The following is a 21,526-nucleotide window of genomic DNA, read 5'->3' as shown; positions in this document are numbered from 1 at the left end:
GCGCCAGGGCCCGGTCCCGATGTGTTTCGAGACCGGGCGGTTGGTGAACGTTCGCTGGAATCAGGCGGTGGCGCCGGTTTCGAAGCGCGGGAACAGTACGTTGTTTTCGAGATGGATGTGCTCCATCAGATCTTCCTTGAGCTGTGCTGCTCCGGCATAGAGCGCTTCCCACGAGCGGCAGGCGTCGCCGGGCAAAGTGTAGTCGTCGGTGATCTTGCCGACCTGCTCGAGAAATACGCCATGGGCGTCATGGTCATGGCGCAATTCGCTGATCGGGGTGGCGAGCGGATCGGCGGCCTTACGGCGCATGGCGGGGAAGATCTCCTGTTCTTCCTTGTGCATATGGGTTTCCAGTTCAGCCATGATCTGCTGCAAGACGTCAGCCAACCCTTCCGGCGCGTTTGCGTGGCCGGCATGCACCGCCTCGACCTTGCGCGACAGCTCGATAAGCTCGGGAATCTGCTGGCGGTGGACATCGTGATAGCGGGTCTGGATGTGGCTGATCAGCGCATCGGTTTCTTGCGGAGCCTCAGGTGCGGCTTTCGGATCGAGTGCCTGAAGTGCTGTTTCCAGCTCGGCAATATCGAGCCCGCGCTCGGCTGCTGCCTGGGTTAGCGAGATGTCGCCGTGACAGCAGAAGTCGATGCCAAAACGGCGGAACACGCTGGTGGCGCCGGGAAGTTGGGCTGCGATTTCCCCGACATTCCGGTCGTTGAGGGCGGCTGTGGTCATGGTTTTCTCCGTAGGTAGATAGGGCGGTATTAAAACGAGAGGCGGGCGCGTGATCTGGAGGCCTGGCCGACCTGAAGCCGGCTTGACGATTCCCTTCCATTCACCCGAGTTCTGAGGTGTCCGCGCACGTCAGAAATTGGTATTTGCAATGCGTATTATCTTTCGCTATATTTGGTATTGTCAATACCAATTAAGGAGCAACGATGCGGCTGGCATCTTCCACGGATTTCGGAATGCGGGTTCTGATGCGTCTGGCAGGCACACCCGACCGGCCGATCTCGACAGGGCAAATCGCTGAGGAATTCCTGATCTCGCAGCACCACCTGGCCAAGGTGGTTCAGGATCTTGGGCGTGGCGGGTTTGTGCACTCGCAACGAGGGCGGAGCGGGGGACTGGTGCTGGCGCGGCCAGCTGAGACCATCACGCTGGGCGAGGTAGTGCGTCATCTTGAACAGGGGTTTGCGCTGGTTGAATGTTTTCGTGCCGATGGCGGCATGTGCGTGTTGCAGCCCCAGTGCCGCCTGAGATCGAAATTTGCCGCCGCGCGGGAAGCCTTCCTGAGCGAACTCGACCGGACGACTGTGGCCGAATGTGCCTGGCCGGGCGATGCGTCCGGCGGGTTAATGATGGCATTTTAAATACCAGGACACGGCACGAGAAAATTGCCGCAAAACAGGGTGAAAACAGCAGATGACCCAGATTTCCTACGCTGATGACACAATCGAAGTTGATGCCGGGGTGCTGGCCAAGGCGTTTCGCATCGATGCTGACACCTTGAAGCGGGACATGCGCAGCGGTGCGATTACCAGCCTGTTTGAACGGGGCGAAGATGGCGACGCCGGAAAGGTGCGGCTGACCTTTTTCTCCGCCAGTCGCCGCGTCCGCATTACAGCCGATACCGAGGGCAAGGTGCTTACCTGCTCGGCGCTGGATTTCGGCAAATTGCCGTTGCCGGCCTCGGCGAGGCGACCATGATGATCGATATGCATTCCTCAACCCATTCCGGTGGGCTGGCGATGAAGGCTCGGCAATTGCTGGCGACCATCGCCGTGCGCATCATTCCCTTTCCTTATTGCGCCAAGGCGGATGCGGAAACGGGGCCGCGTCACGAGGCGACCAGGGACGAGGTCATGGAGGCAATCTGGATTTCTGCCGAGATGCATGCGGGCGGCGCTTATGCCAACCCGGCACTGTTGCTCGATGAAAGGGTAAGGGTGAGGTCGGGTGATTGAAATATCTCTGCCTCAGAGGCTCGGCCGGAATCAAATCGCTGACGAGCAAGGTCAGAACCGGAAATGGAGAAGAGCGGATGTTTCGCTGGATATTTCCTGAACGGGCGATTGATTTGAGCCTGCGCCGACCGTTGTGGTTCACGGTCGGGATTTTGGCGCTTGCGCTTGGCGGCCTCGGCGTCGTGCTGCCGCTGCTGCCGACTACCCCGTTCATCATCCTTGCCGCCTTCGCCTTTGGCAAAAGCGCACCACGCTTCCAGCAATGGCTGGAAGACAGCCGAAGCTTCGGTCCGATGATCGCCAACTGGCGGGAGCAAGGGGCGATTGCGCCGCGCTATAAGGCGATGGCGGTGGCGATGATGATTTGCTCGGTTCTGCTGAGCCTCGCTTTGCAGGTTTCAGTCGTGGTGATCGTGGTGCAGGCGGTCTGCCTGACCGGCGCGGCAGCGTTCGTGCTCAGCCGCCCGGACGGCGCTTGAAGCAGCCGCGCCAGACGGGAAGCGGACCCCGATTCCGGCGCCCGCAGATGTTGAATGAATTTTGAAATGACCATGTGGGAGATATTGTAATGTCAGTTGCAGATGAAGTGGACATAGCCGTCGCGGAGAACACACAGAACGCCGGTTTGCGCGACAAGGTGCGAAGCCATCTCAAGAGCTTGTCGCCGGAAGCTGTTCCTATCACCTATGGTCATCTGGCACGGGAGCTTGGCCTGACCGCTCCCCGGTCAATCAGCAAGGTGACCGATGCGCTTGAGGCCACGATGTGTGAGGATGCAGAGGCTGGACGTCCGTTCATCGCAGCGCGCGTCGTCAACCGCGGACCGGCCCGATTGCCCGGCAGAGGTTTTTTCAAGCTCGCCGGTATCCTTGGCCGCGGCCCGCGTGGGGATGAGGCCGACATCGACTATTACCGGCGTGAACTGGCCGAAAGCCTTTTTTGCGACTGACGGGGAAATGCGCGTTTCGCGTGCTGCGACCCCGCCGCACCTTTGCCGGATAGGGCACAATTGTTTGGCAGTCTTCGTCCGTCCTGAGCATTGTTGACCCGCCGTGTCGCTATCGCCCACACTCCGCGCCACAAGAATCAGTTGCTGGAGTTGTCATGGGCGCGGGTTACTCGGATTTTGATGATGGGTCGGGTGGCCGGCGGCCGCTGACATGGCTTTACCCGCTGCTGGCAATTTTCGTGCTGGTGCTGGCGCTGCTGCAAACCCTGCCGTTGGTTCTGCCAATCGGGCCCATGTATTGGGACGTGCTGATCTATTATGATGCGATCGGGCGGATTGCGCATGGGCAATGGCCTGCGCGGGACTTCTTCGCACCGGTGGGACCGCTCGAGTATTTTCTGGCGGCGTTTTCAGACCGGCTGTTTCCCCAAGCCAACCCGGTGCTGTTGACGCAATGGATCTGGCTGCCGATCACCGCGCCTGTGATGGCGCTGATCCTGTGGGATGTGGTGAAACGCAGCGGCAAGCTGGCATTCTGGCTGCTGGTACCGTGGATGCTGTTTACCGCGCTGCCGTTCACGGTGATCGAATTCTATCCGTATCCGGGCACGGACGCCTTCGGGATCTACAACCGGCATGGCGCGCATCTGTTGTATTTAACGGTGGCGGCGGTGTTGTTCGTGCGCAGCCCGGTGATCCAGACCATCGTGCTTAGTGTGCTGGTGCTGGGACTGGCGTTTTGCAAGATCACCGCGTTTCTGGCGGCGGGGCCGATCCTGCTGTTTGGACTGGTGCTGGGGCGGATACGGGTTTCGACAGCTATTGCCACAGCGCTTATCTGCGTCGGTGTGGCTGGGGTCGCCGAACTTACGACCGGACTCGTCAGCCTCTATATCCGCGATATCGTGCGGCTGGCGATGGAAAACACTGATGCGCTGCTGCCGCGGTTCCTGACCGCCACATCGCAGCATTTCGATGTGATGGGAGCCGGGGGTGTGCTTGCTATCGTGCTGCTGGCCGCGGCCTTTGCGGGGCACAAGGCCGCCGGCGGCAGGCCGCAGGCCAAGGGCATTGCCCGCTGGGGTGATGCCGATTGGTTCTGGGTAGGCCTGTTGCTGGTATGCGGGCTGTTTTACGAGACCCAGAACACTGGCAGCCACGCCTTCATCCTGATCTGGCCGGCATTGTTGGCAATCTTGCTGCGGCCAATTGCCAGCTATGGCCGCTATGGTCCGGCGATCCTGGTGCTGATCGGTTTCGCGGCGTTGCCGACCGTCAGCACGGTGATCCACAAGGCGGCGCGAACAGCGGCTGTGGCGCCGGGATACATCCATCTCGATGCGCCCGATCTGGGGCCGCTGGGACAGGTTTCGGCCAAGCCGGTGTTCGTCGAACAGGCCGAACGGATGCGCGGGATTTATGCGACCCACCGCGATACCTATCAGGCGATCGCCGACACCGAGGCATTGCCGTCGTTCCTGATGTTCTCCGACCCGGATTACCAGTATATGCTGTTGCAGGAGATGCAGGTGGCGACGGTGGCGATCAGGGCGCTGGAGAAAAGTTCGGGGCGCCGTTTCAAAAGTGTTCTCAACCTGGATTTCGCCAATCCGTTTCCGTATCTGCTGGGCATACGTGGCGCTGAATATGTGCCGATTGGCGCTGACCCCTACCGGGCGGTGCCCGAGCTTCAGGAGCGAACCCGCCTGGCGGTGGCCAACACCGACCTGGTGCTGGTGCCGGTGTGTCCGGTGCAGCATGCGCGGAAGTTGCTGCTGGAGCATTACGCGTCTGCGCTGACCGGCCACACCCGGATATCGCTGACCCCTTGTTACGATGCTTTTGTGCTGCCGGAAAAAACCTTGATCATCAGCTGATGTGAAGGAAAAGCCGAAAGTCTCGATTTGTCCGCTTGACGGTTACAGTTGGGCGCATGAAGTTGTCTGTTTGAAACCTGTCCAAATGTCTGGAGTATGAGATGGTCATTGACCCACCTTACCTGATTTTTCTCGGCGATGTGCCCGATGCGCTGGCCGCCAAGACCGGTGTCGGAATTGTCGATTGGCGTCCGGAATGGTGCATCGGTCAATTGCGACTGGAAGGCTGCCAGGCCGACGCCGGCATTCCTGATATGACGATTGCGGACGCCAAGGCGCGTGGTGTTAACACCATGGTGGTGGGCGTGGTCAATGCCGGCGGCGTGTTGCCACCGCACTGGATCACGTCAATTGTTGAGGCACTGGATGCCGGGTTGAATGTGGCGACGGGCCTGCATGTGCGTCTGGCATCGATTCCGGAAATCGCCGAAGCAGCGGCGCGTGGCGGCGGCAATCTGCATGATGTGCGTTTTACCGACGAGCGGTTCGCCACGGGCAAGGGCAACAAGCGACCGGGCCGGCGGGTGTTGACGGTCGGCACCGACTGTTCGGTGGGCAAGAAATACACCGTGCTTGCGCTGGAACGCGAAATGCGGGCGCGGGGCATGGATGCGGATTTCCGCGCCACCGGGCAGACCGGGGTCTTCATCTCGGGCCGGGGGGCGGCGATTGACGCGGTGGCGGCGGATTTCATCTCCGGCGCGGTGGAATGGATTGCGCCGGCGGCTGATCCCGGGCACTGGGATCTGATCGAGGGGCAGGGATCGCTGTTTCATCCAAGCTTTGCCGGCGTGTCGCTGGGCCTGCTACATGGTGCGCAGGCCGATGCCTTTATCGTTTGCCACGAGCCGACCCGGACGACCATGCGCGGCGTCAGCCACGCGCTGCCGTCGATCCAGGACGTGATCGACATGACCATTGCTTGCGGACTGCTGACCAACCCGGAGATCACCTGCAGCGGCATCGCCGTTAACACGCAAAAACTTGGCGAGGACGAGGCCAGAGCGCTGCTCAAGACACTGGCCGAGAAGCATGACGTGCCGGCGACGGACCCGATCCGCTTCGGTGTCGAGGGGCTGGTTGACCGGCTGGAAACGATGGCTGGAAAAGCCTGATCTATTCCGAAAGTAGTACTTGCAACGGGAGCCGAGACGAATAAGGTAAACGAGCGTTCATTTAATTGATGAACCAGAACGGAACCCGGCGGCTGGGAGGAGGCCGCCAGGATCCGGGCAAAAAATACCGGTTCAACCGGCGCGAATATGGCCACTGGGGAGCGGCCAAATGCATGGGAAGCCATGCGCCCGGACAAGGTGACAAACCATCCGGACAGGGAGGAGAGTGGAGAATATGGAAGCCACAGGCGTGACTGCCGGCGGCAAGCCGGTGACGTTTCCGCAATATCTGTTGCTCAACGCCAAGCGTTTCGCGACCCGGCCGGCGATGCGTTTCAAGGATTACGGTATCTGGCAGAGCTGGAGCTGGTCCGAACAACGCGATGAGATCCGCGATTTCGCACTTGGTCTGAAGGCCATGGGTCTGAAGGAAGGCGAGCGTATCGCCATCGTTGGTTCCAACCGGCCCAGGCTTTACTGGGCGTTCTGTGCTGCGCAATCGCTCAAGGCCATCCCGGTCCCGGTTTATGCCGATTCCGTGGCCGAAGAGATGGCCTTCGTGCTTGATAATGCCGGGGTCCGGTTTGCGGTCGTGCAGGACCAGGAGCAGGTCGACAAGGTCCAGTCGGTAGCGGCGGATGTTCCCGGCCTGGCCGAGGTTATCTTTGACGAGCCGCGCGGTTTGCGCGATTACGATCCCGCCCATTTGCATGATTTCGGCGCGATCCAGGACAAGGGCCGGGCGCTGGCCGATTCTGATCCGAAGGCTGTTTCTGACTGGGAGGCCGGCATCCGCGCCTCCGATGGCAGCGAGATTTCGGCGATCCTCTACACGTCCGGCACTACCGGGCGTTCCAAGGGCGTGATGCTGACGGCGTCGGCCTCGGTCAAGGCAGCCGAAGACACAGCCAATTTTGATCATATGAGCGAGCACGACGAGGTGCTGGCCTATTTGCCGCTGGCCTGGGTTGGCGATCACTATCTCAATTTTGCGCAAGGCTATGTTGTCGGCTTGTGCATGAGCTGCCCGGAAAGCCCGGAAACCGTGGCACAGAACCTGCGCGAGATCGGCCCTACCTTCTACTTCGCGCCGCCGCGGGTGTTTGAAGGCCTGCTCACCAGCGTGATGATCCGCATGGAAGACGCCAGCCGGGTCAAGAAATGGCTGTTTCATCATTATCTGGCGGTGGCCAAGGCTTACGGCGAGAAGATCCTCGAAGGTCGGCCGGTGCCGCTGAAAGGGCGGATTTCCTACTGGATCGGCGACAAGCTGATCTACGGGCCGCTCAGGAATGTGCTGGGTTTCACCCGGATTCGCACCGCCTATACCGCGGGTGAGGCAATCGGGCCGGACCTGTTTTCGTTCTTCCGGTCGCTCGGCATCAATCTCAAGCAGCTCTACGGCCAGACCGAGGCGTTCCTTTATGTCACTGCGCAGAAGGACGGCGAAGTGCGTCCTGACACGGTGGGGCCGGCGGCTCCCGATGTGGACATCCGCATTGCCGAGAATGGCGAGGTGCATTTCCGCTCGCCGGGCATGTTCGCCGGCTATTACGGCGATGCGGAAAAAACTCGGGAAACCATGACCGAGGATGGCTGGGTGATGACCGGCGACGCCGGCATTTTCGATGCGCAGGGTCACCTCAAGATCATCGACCGCGCCAAGGATGTGGGCAAGATGACCACCGGCGCGCTCTACGCGCCCAAATACATCGAGAACAAGCTCAAATTCTTCCCCAACATCAAGGAAGCGGTGGCGTTTGGCGACGGCAAGGATTTTGTCGCGGTGTTCCTCAATATCGACTTGACAGCCGTCGGCAACTGGGCCGAGCGCAACAACATTTCCTACGGTTCCTACCAGGAACTGGCCGGGATGCCGCGGGTCTATGAAATGATGACGGCGCACGTCAACCAGGTGAACCGCGATCTTGCCGCCGAGCCGATGATGGCCGGGTCGCAGATCCAGCGGTTTCTGGTTCTGCACAAGGAGCTCGACGCCGACGATGGCGAGCTGACCCGGACCCAGAAGGTGCGACGCAGCTTCATCGCCGAGCGCTATGCCCCGCTGATCGAGGCGCTCTACGATGGATCGAGCGAGCGCTTCATTGACACCGAAGTCACCTTTGAAGATGGCCGCAAGGGCTCCATCAGCGCCACCGTGAAGGTGGCGGACGCCGAGACCTTTCCTGTCGTCAACGCCATGCCGGAGGCCGCCGAATGAATGCGCGTATCAAGCATGTCGAACTCCGTGCCGGTGATGACGGTCTTGCGCCCGGTGAGGTGATGCTGAAGGTCGAAAACGTGTCGCTGTCATTTGGCGGCGTGAAGGCGATCTCGGATATCTCGTTTGACATCCGCAAGGGCGAGATCCGCGCGATCATCGGTCCCAATGGTGCTGGCAAGACCTCGATGCTCAACGTCATTAACGGGTTCTATCATCCGCAGGAAGGGGTGATCACCTTTCGCGGCGAAGGCCGCTCGCGGATGCAGCCGCATCAGGCGGCGGCTTCGGGAATTGCCCGCACGTTCCAGAACGTGGCGCTGTTCAAAGGCATGTCGACGCTCGACAACATCATGTCGGGCCGTACGCTGAAGATGCACAAGAACTTCTTCTGGCAGATGCTGCATGTGGGGCCTGCGCGCAACGAGGAAATCGAGCACCGGCTGAAGGTCGAGGAGATCATCGATTTCCTCGAGATCCAGCACATTCGCAAGACCCCGGTGGGCAAATTACCCTACGGGCTGCAAAAGCGCGTCGAGCTCGGCCGGGCGCTGGCGATGGAGCCGGACCTGTTGTTGCTGGATGAGCCGATGGCCGGCATGAACCTCGAGGAAAAAGAGGACATGAGCCGCTTCATTCTCGATGTGAACAACCAGATGGGCACGACGATTGCGCTGATCGAGCACGATATGGGCGTGGTGATGGATATTTCCGACCGGGTGGTGGTGCTCGACTACGGCCGCAAGATCGGCGACGGGCCGCCGGACGAAGTGAAGAACAACCAGGATGTTATCGATGCCTATCTGGGAGTGTCGCACTGATGGATATTCTTTATTCAATCCTCATCGACCCCTTCATGCAGATGGTGGAACTGCCTGATTTCTTCCTCCAGGTTCTGTGGGAAGGCTTTGTTGCCGGCGTGCTTTATGCGCTGATCGCGCTTGGTTTCGTGCTGATTTTCAAGGCCTCCGGGGTGTTCAATTTCGCGCAAGGGATCATGGTCGTGTTTGCCGGACTGACGCTGGTCGGCCTGCATGAGAAAGGTGTTCCGGCCTATCTGGCGCTGATTCTGACCATCGGTGTGATGGGGCTCCTGGCGCTGGGGGTTGAGCGTTTCGTGATGCGGCCACTGGTCAATCAGCCCGAAATCATCCTGCTGATGTCGACAATCGGGCTCACGTATTTCCTGATCGGCTTCGGCGAGTTCATCTTTGGCGGCGAACCCAAGCAGATGATCACCGAGGAACTGGGTTTGCCGACCGGCTCGACGGCGTTCGAGATCGGTGATGGCGGGCTATTGATCTTGCAACACATCGATATCGCCGCGGCAGTGATCGCGCTGATCATGGTCGGTGCGTTGGCGGTGTTTTTCAACAAGACCCGGATCGGGCGGGCGCTCAGGGCGGTTGCCGATGATCACCAGGCAGCCCTTTCGGTCGGCATCTCGCTGCACCAGATCTGGGCCATCGTCTGGTTTGCAGCCGGTATCGTGGCGTTGACCACCGGCATCATGTGGGGCGCGCGTTCGGATGTATCGTTCGCGCTGGAAATCATTGCCCTTAAGGCATTGCCGGTGCTGATCCTCGGCGGCTTCACCTCCATTCCCGGGGCGATCGTCGGCGGGCTGATCATCGGCATCGGCGAGAAAATCGGTGAGATTTACTGGGGACCTCTTGTCGGCGGCGGCATCGAGAGTTGGCTGGCCTACATGATTGCCCTGATTTTCCTGCTGTTCCGGCCGCAGGGCCTGTTCGGCGAACGCATTATCGAAAGGGTGTAAGCGATGCACAAGAGCCGATTGTCTTCCATCGTCATCGATTGCCACACCGACCATATCGAACAGGCTGCAGGGTTCTGGTCACAGCTTCTGGGGCAGGCCTCACAAACCGATGATGACGGCCATCGCGCCATCATCCCGGTGGCCGATGGCGGTGTATCGCTGATCATCGAAGCGGTGCGCGAAGAAGCGTTGATCCATTTCGATATCGAGACCGATGATCTGGCCGCGGAAATCCGCCGGATCGAACAACTTGGTGGCCGCAAGGTCGGAGCGGCTGACCATGCGGTGATCATGGAAGCCCCGACTGGCCATCGGTTTCGTCTGACCGGGCCGAGCTCGCATGCGCTGTCGTCCAGCGGCAACGTCTGGGAGGGCGATTGATGTTTTACCGGGAATCTGGCCAGTACAAGACCAGCTACGCTGCCGACCAGGCGATATTCCCGATCCGCGAGGATCGTATCGGAGTGGCCATCATCCTGGCGATCGCAGTGTTCGTGATCCCGTGGTTCTCAAGCGAGTTTCTGCTGACATCGGTCGTCATCCCGTTCCTGATCCTGGCGCTGGCGGCGATCGGGCTGAACGTGCTGACCGGCTATGCCGGGCAATTGTCGCTCGGCAACGGCGCCTTCATGGGGGTGGGGGCCTACGCCTGCTACAAGCTGACAACGATCTTCCCGGATGTGAACATCATAGTCATGATCCTGCTGTCAGGCGTGTTTTCAGCGGCGATCGGGATCGCCTTCGGGCTGCCGTCACTGCGGATCAAGGGGCTCTATCTGGCGGTCACGACGCTGGCCGCGCAGTTCTTTCTCGAATGGTGTTTCATCCGTATTCCGTGGCTCTATAATTACAATGCCTCGGGCGCCATTGAAGTCCCGGAACGCCGCGGTTTCGGCGATCTGATCCTGACCGGCCCGTCGGCCTCGCCGGTGACACGCTATTTCGTGGTGCTGGCGATCGTCGTGGTGCTGACGCTGTTGGTCAAGAACATCGTTCGCGGCCGGATCGGCCGGCAATGGATGATGATCCGCGACATGGATATTGCCGCCGAACTGATCGGGGTGCGGCCGCTGACAGCGAAACTGTCGGCATTTGCCGTGTCGTCCTATCTGGCCGGGGTCTCTGGGGCGATGTTCGTATTTTTCTATCTCGGCGCGGCAGAGCCATCATCCTTCGGCGTGTCGCTGTCATTCCAGGTGCTGTTCATGGTCATTCTTGGCGGGCTCGGTTCGCTGGTCGGATCGTTTTTCGGAGCGGCCTTTATCTGGATCCTGCCGATTGCGCTGCGTGTCGGGCTGCCCGCCATCGGCATCGATGTCGGCGCCGAAATCGTGTTCCAAGTCGCCCAGATGGTGGTCGGCGCACTCATCATCTTCTTCCTGATCGCCGAGCCGCACGGATTGGCGCGGCTGTGGGCGATCGGCAAGGAAAAACTGCGTGTCTGGCCGTTCCCCTATGCCTGAACGCAGACGAAATGCCTGGCTATACGGGCATCAACGAAGACGCCGGGCCATCGAGCCAGGTCCGGTCGCACATATTGGCTCAGACGTTAATGCGATCATGGGAGGAAAACATGAAATTGCTTAAAACCACAGCAGCACTCGCCGTCGTCCTGGCTGCAGGCATGGCGCTGCCCGCGCAGGCGGAAGACAGCTTTTATATCCAGCTTCCGACATACCGCACCGGCCCCTATGCCGGTTCGGGCATCCCTATTGCCAATGGCATGCATGACTATCTGACCATGCTCAACGAGCGCGATGGCGGCATCAACGGCGTGAAGATCGAAGTCGACGAATGCGAAACCGGCTACGACACCCAGAAGGGCGTCGAATGCTACGAGCAGGCCAAGGCCAAGAACACGCTGGTGTTCAACCCGTGGTCGACCGGCATCACGCTGCAGGTGATCCCCAAGGCTTCTGTTGACAAGATCCCGGTGCTGTCGATGGCTTATGGCCTTTCGGCTGCCTCGCAGGGTGACGTGTTCCCCTGGGTGTTCAACCCGCCGATGACCTATTGGGACGGCGCTTCGGGGATCATCAAGTACATCGCTGAACAGGAAGGCGGTTTTGATAACCTCAAGGGCAAGAAGATCGGCTACATCTTCCTCGACGCCGGCTACGGCCGTGAGGCGATTCCGCTGATTGAGGACCTGGCCAAGGAATACGGCTTCGAAATGCTGCAGTATCCGGTTGCCGGCAAGGAAATGCAGAACCAGTCGTCGCAATGGCTCAATGTGCGCCGTGACAAGCCGGACTACATGGTGATGTGGGGCTGGGGTGCAATGAACCCGACCGCGGTCAAGGAAGCCACCAAGATCCGCTTTCCGATGGACAAGTTCATTGGCGTGTGGTGGGCCGGTGGTGAAGATGACGCCCGTGCCGGTGGTGCTGCCGCCAAGGGCTACAAGACGCTCAACTTCAATGCCGTGGGACCTGATTTCCCGGCGCTGCAGGACATCAAGAAGCTGGTTGTCGATACTGGCAAGAGCGAAGTCGATGCCGACAAGTTCGGTGAGAACCTCTACAATCGCGGCGTCGTGAACGCGGTCATCATGGCCGAGGCCATCCGTGTCGCCCAGGAGAAGTCTGGCAAGACGGTGATCACTTCGGAAGACATGCGCGTCGGTCTCGAGAACCTCGACATTGATGATGCCCGTCTTGAAGCCATCGGCCTGGCAGGCTTTATGGCGCCGATGAAAGTCAGCTGCGCCGACCATTCTGGTCATAACCAGATGTACATCCAGGAGTGGGACGGCGAGAACTGGCAGAAGGCATCGGACTGGTTCAGCCCGATGACCGACAAGGTGACGCCGTTGGCGGTCGCTGCGGCCGAGGATTACAAGACCTCGAACGCACCGTGGCCGGCCCGCTCGGAAGCCTGCGCCAACTAAGGCGAAAACCGACACTTGTCCGCGCGGGGAGGTTTTCCGCGCGGACGGCATCCGCCTTAGCCATCGACCAAGCCCGGAGTAGGTTCATGACGACCTCCACACAGATTGAAACCGGTGCGGCGCAAACGCCGATCCTGTCGGTCAACAATATCGAAGTCATCTACGACCATGTGATTCTGGTGCTCAAAGGCGTTTCGCTGGTGGTGCCGCAGGGCGGTATCGTGGCGCTGTTGGGCGCCAATGGCGCCGGCAAGACCACCACACTGAAGGCAATTTCCAATCTGCTGCGCTCCGAGCGCGGCGAAGTGACCAAGGGATCGATCGAGCTGGAAGGCAAGCGGATCGAAGCGCAGACCGCCAATGAGTTGGTGCGCCGCGGTTGCATCCAGGTGATGGAAGGCCGGCATTGCTTCGGCCACCTGACCATTGAAGAAAATCTGTTGACCGGGGCATTTACCCGGCGTGATGGCAAGGCGGCAATCAAGCGCGACATGGAAATGGTCTATGACTATTTCCCTCGGCTAAGGGAACGCCGGACCAGTCAGGCCGGCTATACCTCGGGTGGCGAACAGCAGATGACGGCGATCGGACGGGCGCTGATGAGCCGTCCGAAAATGATCCTGCTCGACGAGCCATCGATGGGGCTGGCGCCGCAATTGCAGGAAGAGATTTTCGAGATCGTCAAGAAACTCAACCAGCAGGAGGGCGTTTCATTCCTACTGGCTGAACAGAACACCAATATCGCGCTCAGATACGCGACCTATGGCTACATTCTCGAATCCGGTCGCATCGTCATGGACGGCGTGGCCAGCGACCTGCGCGAGAACGAGGACGTCAAGGAGTTTTACCTTGGCGTTGGCGGCGAGGGGCGGCGCTCGTTCAAGAATGTGAAACACTACAAGCGCCGCAAGCGCTGGCTGGCGTGAAGCGCCGCACGAGACATTTCGACAAGCTGCCTGGCGCATCCCGCAGAATTTGAGGGGCAGGCAGGGGCTTGCCGAATGCGACGGAGCATAATAAAATAAACAAACGTTCATTTAATTGTGTGATGCATGGCGCGACGAGCGGGATCAACTGGAGCCGAAACGGCGGAAAAACTGCGCAACGTGGCGCTCGAGCTGTTTGCGCGTTCGGGCTACGCGGCGGTATCGATGCGGGCGATCGCCGCTGAGACCGGGGTCCAGGCGGGCGCAATCTACAATCATTTCCCGACCAAGCAGGACCTGCTCAACGAATTGCTGCAGGTGCATATGGAAACGCTGCTGGCGGCATGGGCGGAAGCCGAGCGGCCTGAGCTGGCGCCAGCTGAAGCGCTGGAACATTTTGTCCGCTTTCACATCCGCTATCATCTCGACCGCTCGCGCGAGGTGTTCATTTCCTACATGGAACTGCGCAGCCTCGAAAACGAGAATTTCAGCATGATCGAACGGCTGCGGCGCCAGTACGAGCAGGTGCCGAGGGCCATTCTCGAGCGCGGCGCCAAGGACGGGTCGTTCGATATCATCGATCCACAAATTTCCACCATGGCGATCATCGCCATGCTCAATGGCATGACCACCTGGTTCCGCGAAAACGGGCGTCTGTCGCTCGACGAAATCGAAGCGATCTATGTCCGCCTGGTGGCGCGTCTGGTGCAGCAGAAAAAGGAAGACTGAAATGTTCACGACCAGCATGAATTTCGGCCTTGGCGAAGATATCGATGCGCTTCGGGATACGGTTGTGCGGTTTGCCCGCGAGCGGGTGGCGCCGGTAGCGGAAGCAACCGACCGCGAGAACAATTTCCCCGCCCATCTGTGGCAGGAAATGGGGGCGCTCGGTCTGCTCGGCATGACTGCGGATCCTGATTTTGGCGGCACCGGTATGGGCTATCTCGCGCATGTGGTGGCGATGGAAGAGATCAGCCGCGCGTCGGCCTCGATCGGGCTTTCCTACGGCGCTCATTCCAACCTGTGCGTCAACCAGATCAACCGCTGGGGCACGCAGGCGCAGAAGGAAAGATACCTGCCGAAGCTGTGCAGCGGCGAGAATGTCGGCGCGCTGGCGATGAGCGAACCGGGATCAGGCTCCGACGTGGTGTCGATGAAGCTGCGCGCTGAAAAGCGCAATGATCGCTACGTGCTCAACGGCAACAAGATGTGGATCACCAACGGGCCCGACGCCAACACGCTGGTAGTCTATGCCAAGACCGATCCGGAAGCCAAATCGCGCGGCATCACTGCGTTCCTGATCGAGAAGGGCATGGCCGGTTTTTCGACCGCGCAAAAGCTCGACAAGCTGGGCATGCGCGGCTCCAACACCTGCGAACTGGTGTTCGAAGATTGCGAGGTGCCGTTTGACAATGTGCTGGGTGAAGAAGGCCAGGGCGTCAAGATCCTGATGTCGGGACTTGATTACGAGCGGCTGGTGCTGGCCGGCGGGCCGCTTGGCATCATGGCAGCGGCGATGGATGTGACCGTCCCCTATTGCCACGAGCGCAAGCAGTTCGGCGAACCGATCGGCAATTTTCAGCTGATGCAGGGCAAGCTGGCTGACATGTACACGACGATGAACGCCTGCCGGGCCTATGTTTACGCGGTGGCGCAGGCGGCTGACCGGGGCGAAACCACCCGCAAGGATTCTGCCGGCTGCATTCTCTACGCCGCGGAAAAAGCCACGCAGGTTGCACTCGAAGCACTGCAGGCGCTGGGCGGCAATGGCTATATCAATGATTACCCGACCGGCCGGCTGCTGCGTGACGCCAAGCTCTACGAGATTGGCGCCGGCACCTCGGAAGTCCGCCGTATGCTTATCGGCCGCGAGATGATGGTGGAGACCGCGTGACATGAGTATGCTATATTGCCACGAATGAAATAGTTGGCAAGTTTTGGAAAGATGGCGTGATGGCAGGGCGCACCGAAAAGACTGGCTTCGAGGAATCTGGCCAGTCGGGCTACGACGCAGTATTCGGCGAAGGAAAAAGGCCGATGCTGGACCGGGTGAAGCTCGGCGAAGGTGGACGATTGGTTATCCCTGCAGCAATGCGTGAGGCGCTTGGGGTCAAGCCGGGCGACGAGTTGGCGCTGGAAGTCGAAGACGGGGAACTGAAGATCAAATCCTACCTCGCGGTGATCAAGGAACTGCAAGCCGAGTTCAGCGAACTGGTGTCCGCCGGAACAGACGTGGTCGGTGACTTTTTGAAGGAACGCAGAGAAGAGCAAAAGCGCGCGGATGAACGGCTGGACCGCTTGCACGCCGAAGGAATGCGTCTGAAGGACAAGATCTGATGAGTGTCGTCGTCGACAGTTCTGTCGTCCTGGCCGTGTTGCGCAACGAAGAAGGCTCCGAGCGGGCGCTGCCCGCTTTGGCTGACGGTCATCTGTCCTCCGTGAATGCGGCCGAGATCGTGACGCGGTTGATTGATTTGGGTTACGAGCCTGATCGCGCGGTGTCGACACTTTCCAGGACGCGGCTCTCCGTGGTTCCTTTCGACGAAGAACTGGCGCTGTTGGCGGGCCGCCTGCGCACGGTGACGCGCCATCGCGGTCTTTCGCTGGGAGACCGCGCCTGCCTTGCGCTTGCCATTCGCGAGAAAGCGACGGCATTGACCGCTGACCGTAATTGGGCCGAACTCGACCTGCCGTGCAAAGTGGAGCTTATTCGCTGATGTCCATCATCCAATCCGAGATTTCCACCGGCTCGCAGGCGTTTCGCGACAATGCGGCACGGATGCAGGCGCAGATCGACGAGACGGCAGCGGCTGCCGAACGGCATGGACAGGGTGGGCCGGAAGCCTCGCGCGTTCGCCATGTCGGTCGCGGCAAATTGCTGCCCCGCGAGCGGGTGGCGACATTGCTCGATCCCGGCTCGCCGTTTCTTGAAGTCGGGCGCTTTGCCGCGCACGGGCTTTATGGCGGCGAGATTGCCAGCGCCGGGCTGATTGCCGGCGTCGGCCGGGTCAAGGGCCGCGACGTGATGGTGGTGTGTAACGACGCCACGGTGAAGGGCGGCACTTATTATCCGCTGACGGTGAAGAAGCATTTACGGGCGCAGGAAATAGCGCTCGAAAACAACCTTCCCTGCGTCTACCTGGTCGATTCAGGCGGCGCCAATTTGCCCAACCAGGACGAGGTGTTTCCCGACCGGGATCATTTCGGCCGGATCTTCTTCAACCAGGCAAACATGAGCGCCAAGGGGATTTCGCAGCTTGCCGTGGTGATGGGGTCGTGCACGGCGGGTGGCGCTTATGTGCCGGCCATGAGCGACGAGACCATCATCGTGCGCGATCAGGGCACGATTTTTCTGGCCGGCCCTCCACTGGTCAAGGCTGCCACCGGCGAGATCGTCAGCGCCGAGGATCTTGGCGGTGGCGATGTGCATACACGGCTGTCGGGCGTGGCCGATCATCTGGCCGATAATGACGCCCATGCGCTGGAACTGGCGCGGCAGGCGGTGGCCAATCTCAATGACCGTGGCGGGGCAGGGCTGTGCCAGATGGATTGTCTGCCGCCGGAAGATCCGCTTTATGATCCGGCCGAGATTGCTGGCATCATTCCCGCCGACACGCGCCAGCCCTATGACATCCGCGAGGTGATCGCCCGCATCGTTGACGGCTCGCGGTTTGATGAATTCAAGGCGCGCTACGGCACCACCATTGTTTGCGGCTTTGCCCATGTGATGGGCATGCCGGTGGGCATCATCGCCAATAATGGCGTGTTATTTTCAGAAAGTGCGGTGAAGGCTGCGCATTTCGTCGAGCTGTGCTCGCAACGCAAAATCCCGCTGGTGTTCCTGCAGAACATCACCGGCTTCATGGTCGGGCAGAAATATGAGGCCGGCGGCATCGCCAAGGACGGAGCCAAGCTGGTGACCGCCGTGGCGACAACCCAGGTGCCAAAGATTACCATGATTGTTGGCGGCTCATTCGGTGCGGGAAATTACGGTATGTGCGGCCGCGCCTATTCGCCCCGGTTCATGTGGACCTGGCCCAACAGCCGGATTTCGGTGATGGGCGGTGAACAGGCGGCCGGCGTGCTCGCCACCGTCAAGCGTGACGCCATCGAGCGCAAGGGCGGCAGCTGGTCGGCGGAAGACGAAGCCCAGTTCAAGCGCCCGACCATCGAGATGTTCGAAACCCAGTCGCACCCACTCTACGCTTCGGCACGGCTGTGGGACGACGGCATCATCAACCCGATGAAGAGCCGCGAGGTTCTGGCGCTCAGCCTGTCGACGGCGCTCAATGCACCCGTGGCGGACACCAAGTTCGGCGTGTTCAGGATGTGATGGAAAGCACGGCCTTGAAGTGATATCATTATGATATCAAATGGAGTAATTGAGATGGCGCAGATCGTGGTCAGACAATTGGAAGATGAGGTGTTGGAGGCGGTGAAAACGCGCGCGGTGGCGAACAAGCGGTCGACGGAGGCCGAGGTGCGTGCCATTTTGGCCGATGCTGTCGGGCTCTCATCGACAACGGGCGTTCAAGTCAAACAAGAACCCGGAAGCTTTCGGGATTTTGTTGGAATCGCTGCCAATCGGCGTACCCAGGACGAGATTGACAGCTATGTCCGGGCACTACGTGATGAGTGGGATCGCTAGGCATGGCAACACGCCGGCGTGTCTATCTCGATACCAATGCGCTGATCGGTATTATCGAGAACGCGGATGAATTGGACAAGGCCCAGGACGTGTTGGTCGAAGAGATCAATGATGGCCGACTTGAGGCTGTGACAAGTGAGTTGACCTTGGCCGAATGCCTCGTCAAGCCAATCGCTGATCGCGATGAATCCTTGGTGCGTGTCTATTTGAGCCTATTGGCAACTGACAGCAAGTTTATGCGCGTGACACCGATTTCAAGAGATATCATTCTGGAAGCAGCACGGGTCCGAGCAGGCGCCAGGGTCAAATTGCCGGACGCCATTCATGTCGCCACCGCCAAAATCAGTCACTGTGATGAGTTTGTCAGCAATGACAGGCGTTTGGCGACAGCAACCACCATGCCATTCGAGCTCTGGAGCGAATTGGGAAGACCATGATCACCAAAATCCTCATTGCCAACCGGGGCGAGATTGCTTGCCGGATCATGCGCACGGCGCGGAAGATGGGTATCGCCACGGTCGCGGTCTATTCCGAAGCCGACGCGGGCGCGCTGCATGTCGAGATGGCCGACGAGGCGGTGCTGATCGGGCCGGCGCAGGCGAGCGAAAGCTATCTCAAGGGTGATGCTATTCTCGATGCCGCCAAGCGCACCGGCGCGGATGCGATCCATCCGGGCTACGGCTTTCTGTCGGAGAATCCCGGCTTTGTTGATCAGGTCGAGAAAGCCGGGCTGATCTTTATCGGGCCGTCGGCCAAGGCAATCCGGGCCATGGGGCTCAAGGATGCGGCTAAAGCGCTGATGGAAAAGGCCAATGTGCCGGTGGTGCCGGGCTACCACGGCGAGGCGCAGGAACTGGTGGTGCTGGCGGGCAAGGCCAACGAGATCGGCTTTCCGGTGCTGATCAAGGCGCGGGCCGGCGGCGGCGGCAAGGGCATGCGCAAGGTCGACAACCAGGCAGATTTTCCCGCGGCATTGTCCTCAGCGCGGCGCGAGGCCAAGGCCTCGTTCGGCGACGACCGGGTGCTGGTGGAAAAATATGTCACCACGCCACGGCACATCGAAATCCAGGTGTTTGGCGACAGCCATGGAAACGCGGTGCATCTGTTCGAGCGCGATTGTTCGGCGCAGCGGCGTCACCAGAAGGTGATCGAGGAAGCGCCGGCGCCGGGCATGCCAGATGACATGCGGGCGGCAATGGGGGCTGCGGCGGTACAGGCGGCCAAGGCAATCAACTATGCGGGCGCAGGTACGGTCGAGTTCATTGTCGACGCCAGCGAGGGGCTCAAGGCTGACCGTTTCTGGTTTATGGAAATGAACACGCGGCTGCAAGTTGAGCACCCGGTTACCGAGATGATCACCGGGCTTGATCTGGTCGAATGGCAGATCCGGGTGGCGGCCGGTGAGGCGCTGCCGCTCACGCAGGACCAACTGTCGATCAACGGCCATGCGGTGGAAGCGCGGATATACGCCGAAGACGCGGGCAAGGGCTTCTTGCCGGCGGTTGGGCGGCTCATGCACCTTCAATTTCCTGATGGTGACATCAGGGTTGATGCCGGGGTTCGCACCGGCGACGAGATTACGCCGTTCTATGATCCGATGATCGCCAAAATGATCGCTCACGGCCAAACCCGCGCCGAGGCGCTGGACAAGCTGGCGGGGGCTTTGGGCCGTACCGAGATTGCCGGAACCGTCACCAATACGGCGTTTCTGGTGAAGCTTTGCCGGGATGCTGACTTTGCCGCAGCAAGGCTCGACACCGGGCTGATCGAGCGGAATATCGAGAGCCTGACTGAAGTTGCTGTCGCGCCGGACTATATCGTTGCGCTCGCCGCCGTTGCCGCCTCCGGCATGGTTCCCGGTTACGGCAACGCTGCGGACGTGGCCGGGGCGATCGGGCCGTTCGAAATATGGGGCATGCCAAAACGCTGGGTCCCGCTCGAAATCAATGGCGAAGCCCGCAGTTTCGCGATCGAACGGGCAGGGACCCGGGACTGGCGTGTGACGGGGGATGCACTGGCGGCGGGCCGCATCGATCTGGAAGCCGTGTCCGTGCATGGCCATGACTGGGCATTCAGCGCCGGAGGCGTGGCAAGGCGTTGCCGGCTGGCCAATGCAGAAGACAGCGTGACTGTTTTTTACCAAGGACTTACCCATGGTTTTGGCAAGCCGCGTGGCAAGCGTGATGACGATATCGGCGGCGGTGGTGACCAAGTTGTCTCGGCGATGCCGGGAATCGTCAAGCAGGTGCTGGTGGAGGCCGGACAGACGGTCAAGTCCGGCGAAGCGATGGTGATCATGGAAGCCATGAAAATGGAGATGACGCTGAGCGCGCCACGCGACGGGGTTGTTGCAGAAGTTCTGGTCGCGGTCGGTGCGCAGGTAGCGGACGGGGTCCGGCTGGTGACGCTTCAGGTCGAAGCGGAAGCTGCGTGAGACAAATCCGCTGACGGTTGAACCCGGCTCTGGATTCACAAGCGCAAATAGTTGAAATTAGGCGGCGGCGCTCCACATAGAGCGTCCATAAATCATATGCACTCAAGGATTCTTCATGACTGAAACGCCCGACACTGTGCTCGATTTCTGGTTTTCGGAACTCACGCCCAAAGACTGGTTCGTTAAAAATGAAGATCTGGATCGCCGGATTGCCGAACGGTTCGGACCGCTCCATCTTGCCCTGTCACGCGATGTGCCGGCCGAGTGGCGGGCGTCGCCGGAAGCCCGGTTGGCGCTGGTGATCGTGTTCGACCAGTTTCCACGCAACATCTACCGTGGATCGCCGCTGTCGTTTGCCACCGATAGTCTGGCGCTGAAGGAAGCGAAGGCGGCCCTGGCCGTCGACGCGGATGCCGAGGTCAGCGAGCGGAAGCGTATTTTCTTTTACATGCCGTTCGAGCATTCGGAATCGATCGACGAACAAAATCGCTGCGTGTCGCTGTGCGAGGCCTTGGGCAACGAAACCTATCTCGACTATGCCCTTAAGCACAGGGCAGTCATTGAGCAATTCGGACGGTTTCCGCACCGCAACGCCATCCTGGGGCGAACCTCAACGTTTGAAGAAGAGGCCTATCTGGCCCAGCCTGGCGCCGGATTCTGAGCAAGCGGCCAAACAACGCGGAACGCCGGTCTGCGAAGTTGCCCGGGCCGCGTGCACGCTG

24 protein-coding genes are annotated in these 21,526 nt (G+C 60.2%); 23 read left to right on the top strand and 1 reads right to left on the bottom strand.

Annotation, left to right across the window (positions count from 1 at the left end; genetic code table 11):
• Positions 1-60: 60 nt before the first annotated feature.
• Complete coding sequence (gene ric / locus OEG84_RS08695) at positions 61-732, bottom strand: iron-sulfur cluster repair di-iron protein (RefSeq protein ID WP_267653389.1); 672 nt, start codon at positions 730-732, stop codon at positions 61-63.
• A gap of 203 nt (positions 733-935) precedes the next feature.
• On the opposite strand from ric, the gene OEG84_RS08690 reads away from it, so the two are divergent.
• From OEG84_RS08690 to OEG84_RS08580, 23 genes are all read left to right on the top strand, one after another.
• Positions 936-1,370, top strand: a complete 435-nt coding sequence (locus tag OEG84_RS08690; protein ID WP_267653388.1) for an RrF2 family transcriptional regulator — start codon at positions 936-938, stop codon at positions 1,368-1,370.
• 52 nt (positions 1,371-1,422) lie between these two features.
• Positions 1,423-1,707, top strand: coding sequence for a DUF6522 family protein (locus OEG84_RS08685; protein ID WP_267653387.1), 285 nt, complete (start codon positions 1,423-1,425; stop codon positions 1,705-1,707).
• Positions 1,704-1,964 (top strand): hypothetical protein, encoded by a 261-nt coding sequence (locus tag OEG84_RS08680; RefSeq protein WP_267653386.1) that lies wholly within the window; start codon positions 1,704-1,706, stop codon positions 1,962-1,964. The genes OEG84_RS08685 and OEG84_RS08680 overlap by 4 nt, the downstream gene beginning before the upstream one ends.
• Before the next feature lie 77 nt (positions 1,965-2,041).
• A complete protein-coding gene (locus OEG84_RS08675) occupies positions 2,042-2,443 on the top strand; it encodes a YbaN family protein (protein WP_267653385.1) in 402 nt (133 codons plus the stop codon).
• An 89-nt stretch (positions 2,444-2,532) separates the two neighbouring features.
• Positions 2,533-2,913: a hypothetical protein gene (locus OEG84_RS08670; RefSeq protein WP_267653384.1), complete on the top strand. Its 381-nt coding sequence runs from the start codon at positions 2,533-2,535 to the stop codon at positions 2,911-2,913.
• A gap of 155 nt (positions 2,914-3,068) precedes the next feature.
• Complete coding sequence (locus OEG84_RS08665; RefSeq protein ID WP_267653383.1) at positions 3,069-4,790, top strand: hypothetical protein; 1,722 nt, start codon at positions 3,069-3,071, stop codon at positions 4,788-4,790.
• Between the two features lie 101 nt (positions 4,791-4,891).
• Positions 4,892-5,905 (top strand): N-acetyltransferase DgcN, encoded by a 1,014-nt coding sequence (dgcN, locus tag OEG84_RS08660; RefSeq protein ID WP_267653382.1) that lies wholly within the window; start codon positions 4,892-4,894, stop codon positions 5,903-5,905.
• Between the two features lie 235 nt (positions 5,906-6,140).
• Complete coding sequence (locus tag OEG84_RS08655; protein ID WP_267653381.1) at positions 6,141-8,126, top strand: AMP-binding protein; 1,986 nt, start codon at positions 6,141-6,143, stop codon at positions 8,124-8,126.
• Entirely contained in the window at positions 8,123-8,947 is an 825-nt protein-coding gene (locus tag OEG84_RS08650; protein ID WP_267653380.1) for an ABC transporter ATP-binding protein, read from the top strand. The genes OEG84_RS08655 and OEG84_RS08650 overlap by 4 nt, the downstream gene beginning before the upstream one ends.
• A complete protein-coding gene (locus OEG84_RS08645) occupies positions 8,947-9,906 on the top strand; it encodes a branched-chain amino acid ABC transporter permease (RefSeq protein ID WP_267653379.1) in 960 nt (319 codons plus the stop codon). Before OEG84_RS08650 ends, OEG84_RS08645 begins: the two co-directional genes overlap by 1 nt.
• A 3-nt stretch (positions 9,907-9,909) precedes the next feature.
• Positions 9,910-10,287, top strand: coding sequence for a VOC family protein (locus OEG84_RS08640; protein ID WP_267653378.1), 378 nt, complete (start codon positions 9,910-9,912; stop codon positions 10,285-10,287).
• Entirely contained in the window at positions 10,287-11,369 is a 1,083-nt protein-coding gene (locus OEG84_RS08635) for a branched-chain amino acid ABC transporter permease (RefSeq protein WP_267653377.1), read from the top strand. Before OEG84_RS08640 ends, OEG84_RS08635 begins: the two co-directional genes overlap by 1 nt.
• 110 nt (positions 11,370-11,479) lie before the next feature.
• Complete coding sequence (locus tag OEG84_RS08630) at positions 11,480-12,796, top strand: ABC transporter substrate-binding protein (protein ID WP_267653376.1); 1,317 nt, start codon at positions 11,480-11,482, stop codon at positions 12,794-12,796.
• Between the two features lie 86 nt (positions 12,797-12,882).
• Positions 12,883-13,722 (top strand): ABC transporter ATP-binding protein, encoded by an 840-nt coding sequence (locus OEG84_RS08625; RefSeq protein ID WP_267653375.1) that lies wholly within the window; start codon positions 12,883-12,885, stop codon positions 13,720-13,722.
• A gap of 126 nt (positions 13,723-13,848) precedes the next feature.
• On the top strand, positions 13,849-14,451 hold the full coding sequence (locus tag OEG84_RS08620; RefSeq protein WP_267653374.1) for a TetR/AcrR family transcriptional regulator: 603 nt from the start codon (positions 13,849-13,851) through the stop codon (positions 14,449-14,451).
• 1 nt (position 14,452) lies between these two features.
• A complete protein-coding gene (locus OEG84_RS08615; protein WP_267653373.1) occupies positions 14,453-15,616 on the top strand; it encodes an isovaleryl-CoA dehydrogenase in 1,164 nt (387 codons plus the stop codon).
• Positions 15,617-15,675: 59 nt separating this feature from the next.
• The gene (locus OEG84_RS08610; RefSeq protein ID WP_267653372.1) at positions 15,676-16,059 is read left to right on the top strand and encodes an AbrB/MazE/SpoVT family DNA-binding domain-containing protein; all 384 of its coding nucleotides are present in this window, start codon (positions 15,676-15,678) and stop codon (positions 16,057-16,059) included.
• On the top strand, positions 16,059-16,439 hold the full coding sequence (locus OEG84_RS08605; RefSeq protein ID WP_267653371.1) for a type II toxin-antitoxin system VapC family toxin: 381 nt from the start codon (positions 16,059-16,061) through the stop codon (positions 16,437-16,439). Before OEG84_RS08610 ends, OEG84_RS08605 begins: the two co-directional genes overlap by 1 nt.
• A complete protein-coding gene (locus OEG84_RS08600; RefSeq protein WP_267653370.1) occupies positions 16,439-18,055 on the top strand; it encodes a carboxyl transferase domain-containing protein in 1,617 nt (538 codons plus the stop codon). Before OEG84_RS08605 ends, OEG84_RS08600 begins: the two co-directional genes overlap by 1 nt.
• A 54-nt stretch (positions 18,056-18,109) precedes the next feature.
• On the top strand, positions 18,110-18,370 hold the full coding sequence (locus OEG84_RS08595; protein WP_267653369.1) for a FitA-like ribbon-helix-helix domain-containing protein: 261 nt from the start codon (positions 18,110-18,112) through the stop codon (positions 18,368-18,370).
• Positions 18,371-18,372: 2 nt separating this feature from the next.
• Positions 18,373-18,807 (top strand): type II toxin-antitoxin system VapC family toxin, encoded by a 435-nt coding sequence (locus OEG84_RS08590; protein WP_267653368.1) that lies wholly within the window; start codon positions 18,373-18,375, stop codon positions 18,805-18,807.
• Positions 18,804-20,804 (top strand): acetyl/propionyl/methylcrotonyl-CoA carboxylase subunit alpha, encoded by a 2,001-nt coding sequence (locus OEG84_RS08585; RefSeq protein ID WP_267653367.1) that lies wholly within the window; start codon positions 18,804-18,806, stop codon positions 20,802-20,804. Before OEG84_RS08590 ends, OEG84_RS08585 begins: the two co-directional genes overlap by 4 nt.
• 115 nt (positions 20,805-20,919) lie before the next feature.
• A complete protein-coding gene (locus OEG84_RS08580; RefSeq protein ID WP_267653366.1) occupies positions 20,920-21,465 on the top strand; it encodes a DUF924 family protein in 546 nt (181 codons plus the stop codon).
• Positions 21,466-21,526 lie beyond the last annotated feature (61 nt).

Source organism: Hoeflea algicola, assembly GCF_026619415.1.
Taxonomy (GTDB): Bacteria; Pseudomonadota; Alphaproteobacteria; order Rhizobiales; family Rhizobiaceae; genus Hoeflea; species Hoeflea algicola.
This window is presented reverse-complemented; position numbering and strand designations above follow the sequence as displayed.

Bases quoted from the DNA above. Each gene is read 5' to 3' on its own strand.
- ric (WP_267653389.1), bottom strand. From the start codon at position 732: ATGACCACAGCCGCCCTCAACGACCGGAATGTCGGGGAAATCGCAGCC.
- OEG84_RS08690 (WP_267653388.1), top strand. From the start codon at position 936: ATGCGGCTGGCATCTTCCACGGATTTCGGAATGCGGGTTCTGATGCGT.
- OEG84_RS08685 (WP_267653387.1), top strand. From the start codon at position 1,423: ATGACCCAGATTTCCTACGCTGATGACACAATCGAAGTTGATGCCGGG.
- OEG84_RS08680 (WP_267653386.1), top strand. From the start codon at position 1,704: ATGATGATCGATATGCATTCCTCAACCCATTCCGGTGGGCTGGCGATG.
- OEG84_RS08675 (WP_267653385.1), top strand. From the start codon at position 2,042: ATGTTTCGCTGGATATTTCCTGAACGGGCGATTGATTTGAGCCTGCGC.
- OEG84_RS08670 (WP_267653384.1), top strand. From the start codon at position 2,533: ATGTCAGTTGCAGATGAAGTGGACATAGCCGTCGCGGAGAACACACAG.
- OEG84_RS08665 (WP_267653383.1), top strand. From the start codon at position 3,069: ATGGGCGCGGGTTACTCGGATTTTGATGATGGGTCGGGTGGCCGGCGG.
- dgcN (WP_267653382.1), top strand. From the start codon at position 4,892: ATGGTCATTGACCCACCTTACCTGATTTTTCTCGGCGATGTGCCCGAT.
- OEG84_RS08655 (WP_267653381.1), top strand. From the start codon at position 6,141: ATGGAAGCCACAGGCGTGACTGCCGGCGGCAAGCCGGTGACGTTTCCG.
- OEG84_RS08650 (WP_267653380.1), top strand. From the start codon at position 8,123: ATGAATGCGCGTATCAAGCATGTCGAACTCCGTGCCGGTGATGACGGT.
- OEG84_RS08645 (WP_267653379.1), top strand. From the start codon at position 8,947: ATGGATATTCTTTATTCAATCCTCATCGACCCCTTCATGCAGATGGTG.
- OEG84_RS08640 (WP_267653378.1), top strand. From the start codon at position 9,910: ATGCACAAGAGCCGATTGTCTTCCATCGTCATCGATTGCCACACCGAC.
- OEG84_RS08635 (WP_267653377.1), top strand. From the start codon at position 10,287: ATGTTTTACCGGGAATCTGGCCAGTACAAGACCAGCTACGCTGCCGAC.
- OEG84_RS08630 (WP_267653376.1), top strand. From the start codon at position 11,480: ATGAAATTGCTTAAAACCACAGCAGCACTCGCCGTCGTCCTGGCTGCA.
- OEG84_RS08625 (WP_267653375.1), top strand. From the start codon at position 12,883: ATGACGACCTCCACACAGATTGAAACCGGTGCGGCGCAAACGCCGATC.
- OEG84_RS08620 (WP_267653374.1), top strand. From the start codon at position 13,849: ATGGCGCGACGAGCGGGATCAACTGGAGCCGAAACGGCGGAAAAACTG.
- OEG84_RS08615 (WP_267653373.1), top strand. From the start codon at position 14,453: ATGTTCACGACCAGCATGAATTTCGGCCTTGGCGAAGATATCGATGCG.
- OEG84_RS08610 (WP_267653372.1), top strand. From the start codon at position 15,676: ATGGCAGGGCGCACCGAAAAGACTGGCTTCGAGGAATCTGGCCAGTCG.
- OEG84_RS08605 (WP_267653371.1), top strand. From the start codon at position 16,059: ATGAGTGTCGTCGTCGACAGTTCTGTCGTCCTGGCCGTGTTGCGCAAC.
- OEG84_RS08600 (WP_267653370.1), top strand. From the start codon at position 16,439: ATGTCCATCATCCAATCCGAGATTTCCACCGGCTCGCAGGCGTTTCGC.
- OEG84_RS08595 (WP_267653369.1), top strand. From the start codon at position 18,110: ATGGCGCAGATCGTGGTCAGACAATTGGAAGATGAGGTGTTGGAGGCG.
- OEG84_RS08590 (WP_267653368.1), top strand. From the start codon at position 18,373: ATGGCAACACGCCGGCGTGTCTATCTCGATACCAATGCGCTGATCGGT.
- OEG84_RS08585 (WP_267653367.1), top strand. From the start codon at position 18,804: ATGATCACCAAAATCCTCATTGCCAACCGGGGCGAGATTGCTTGCCGG.
- OEG84_RS08580 (WP_267653366.1), top strand. From the start codon at position 20,920: ATGACTGAAACGCCCGACACTGTGCTCGATTTCTGGTTTTCGGAACTC.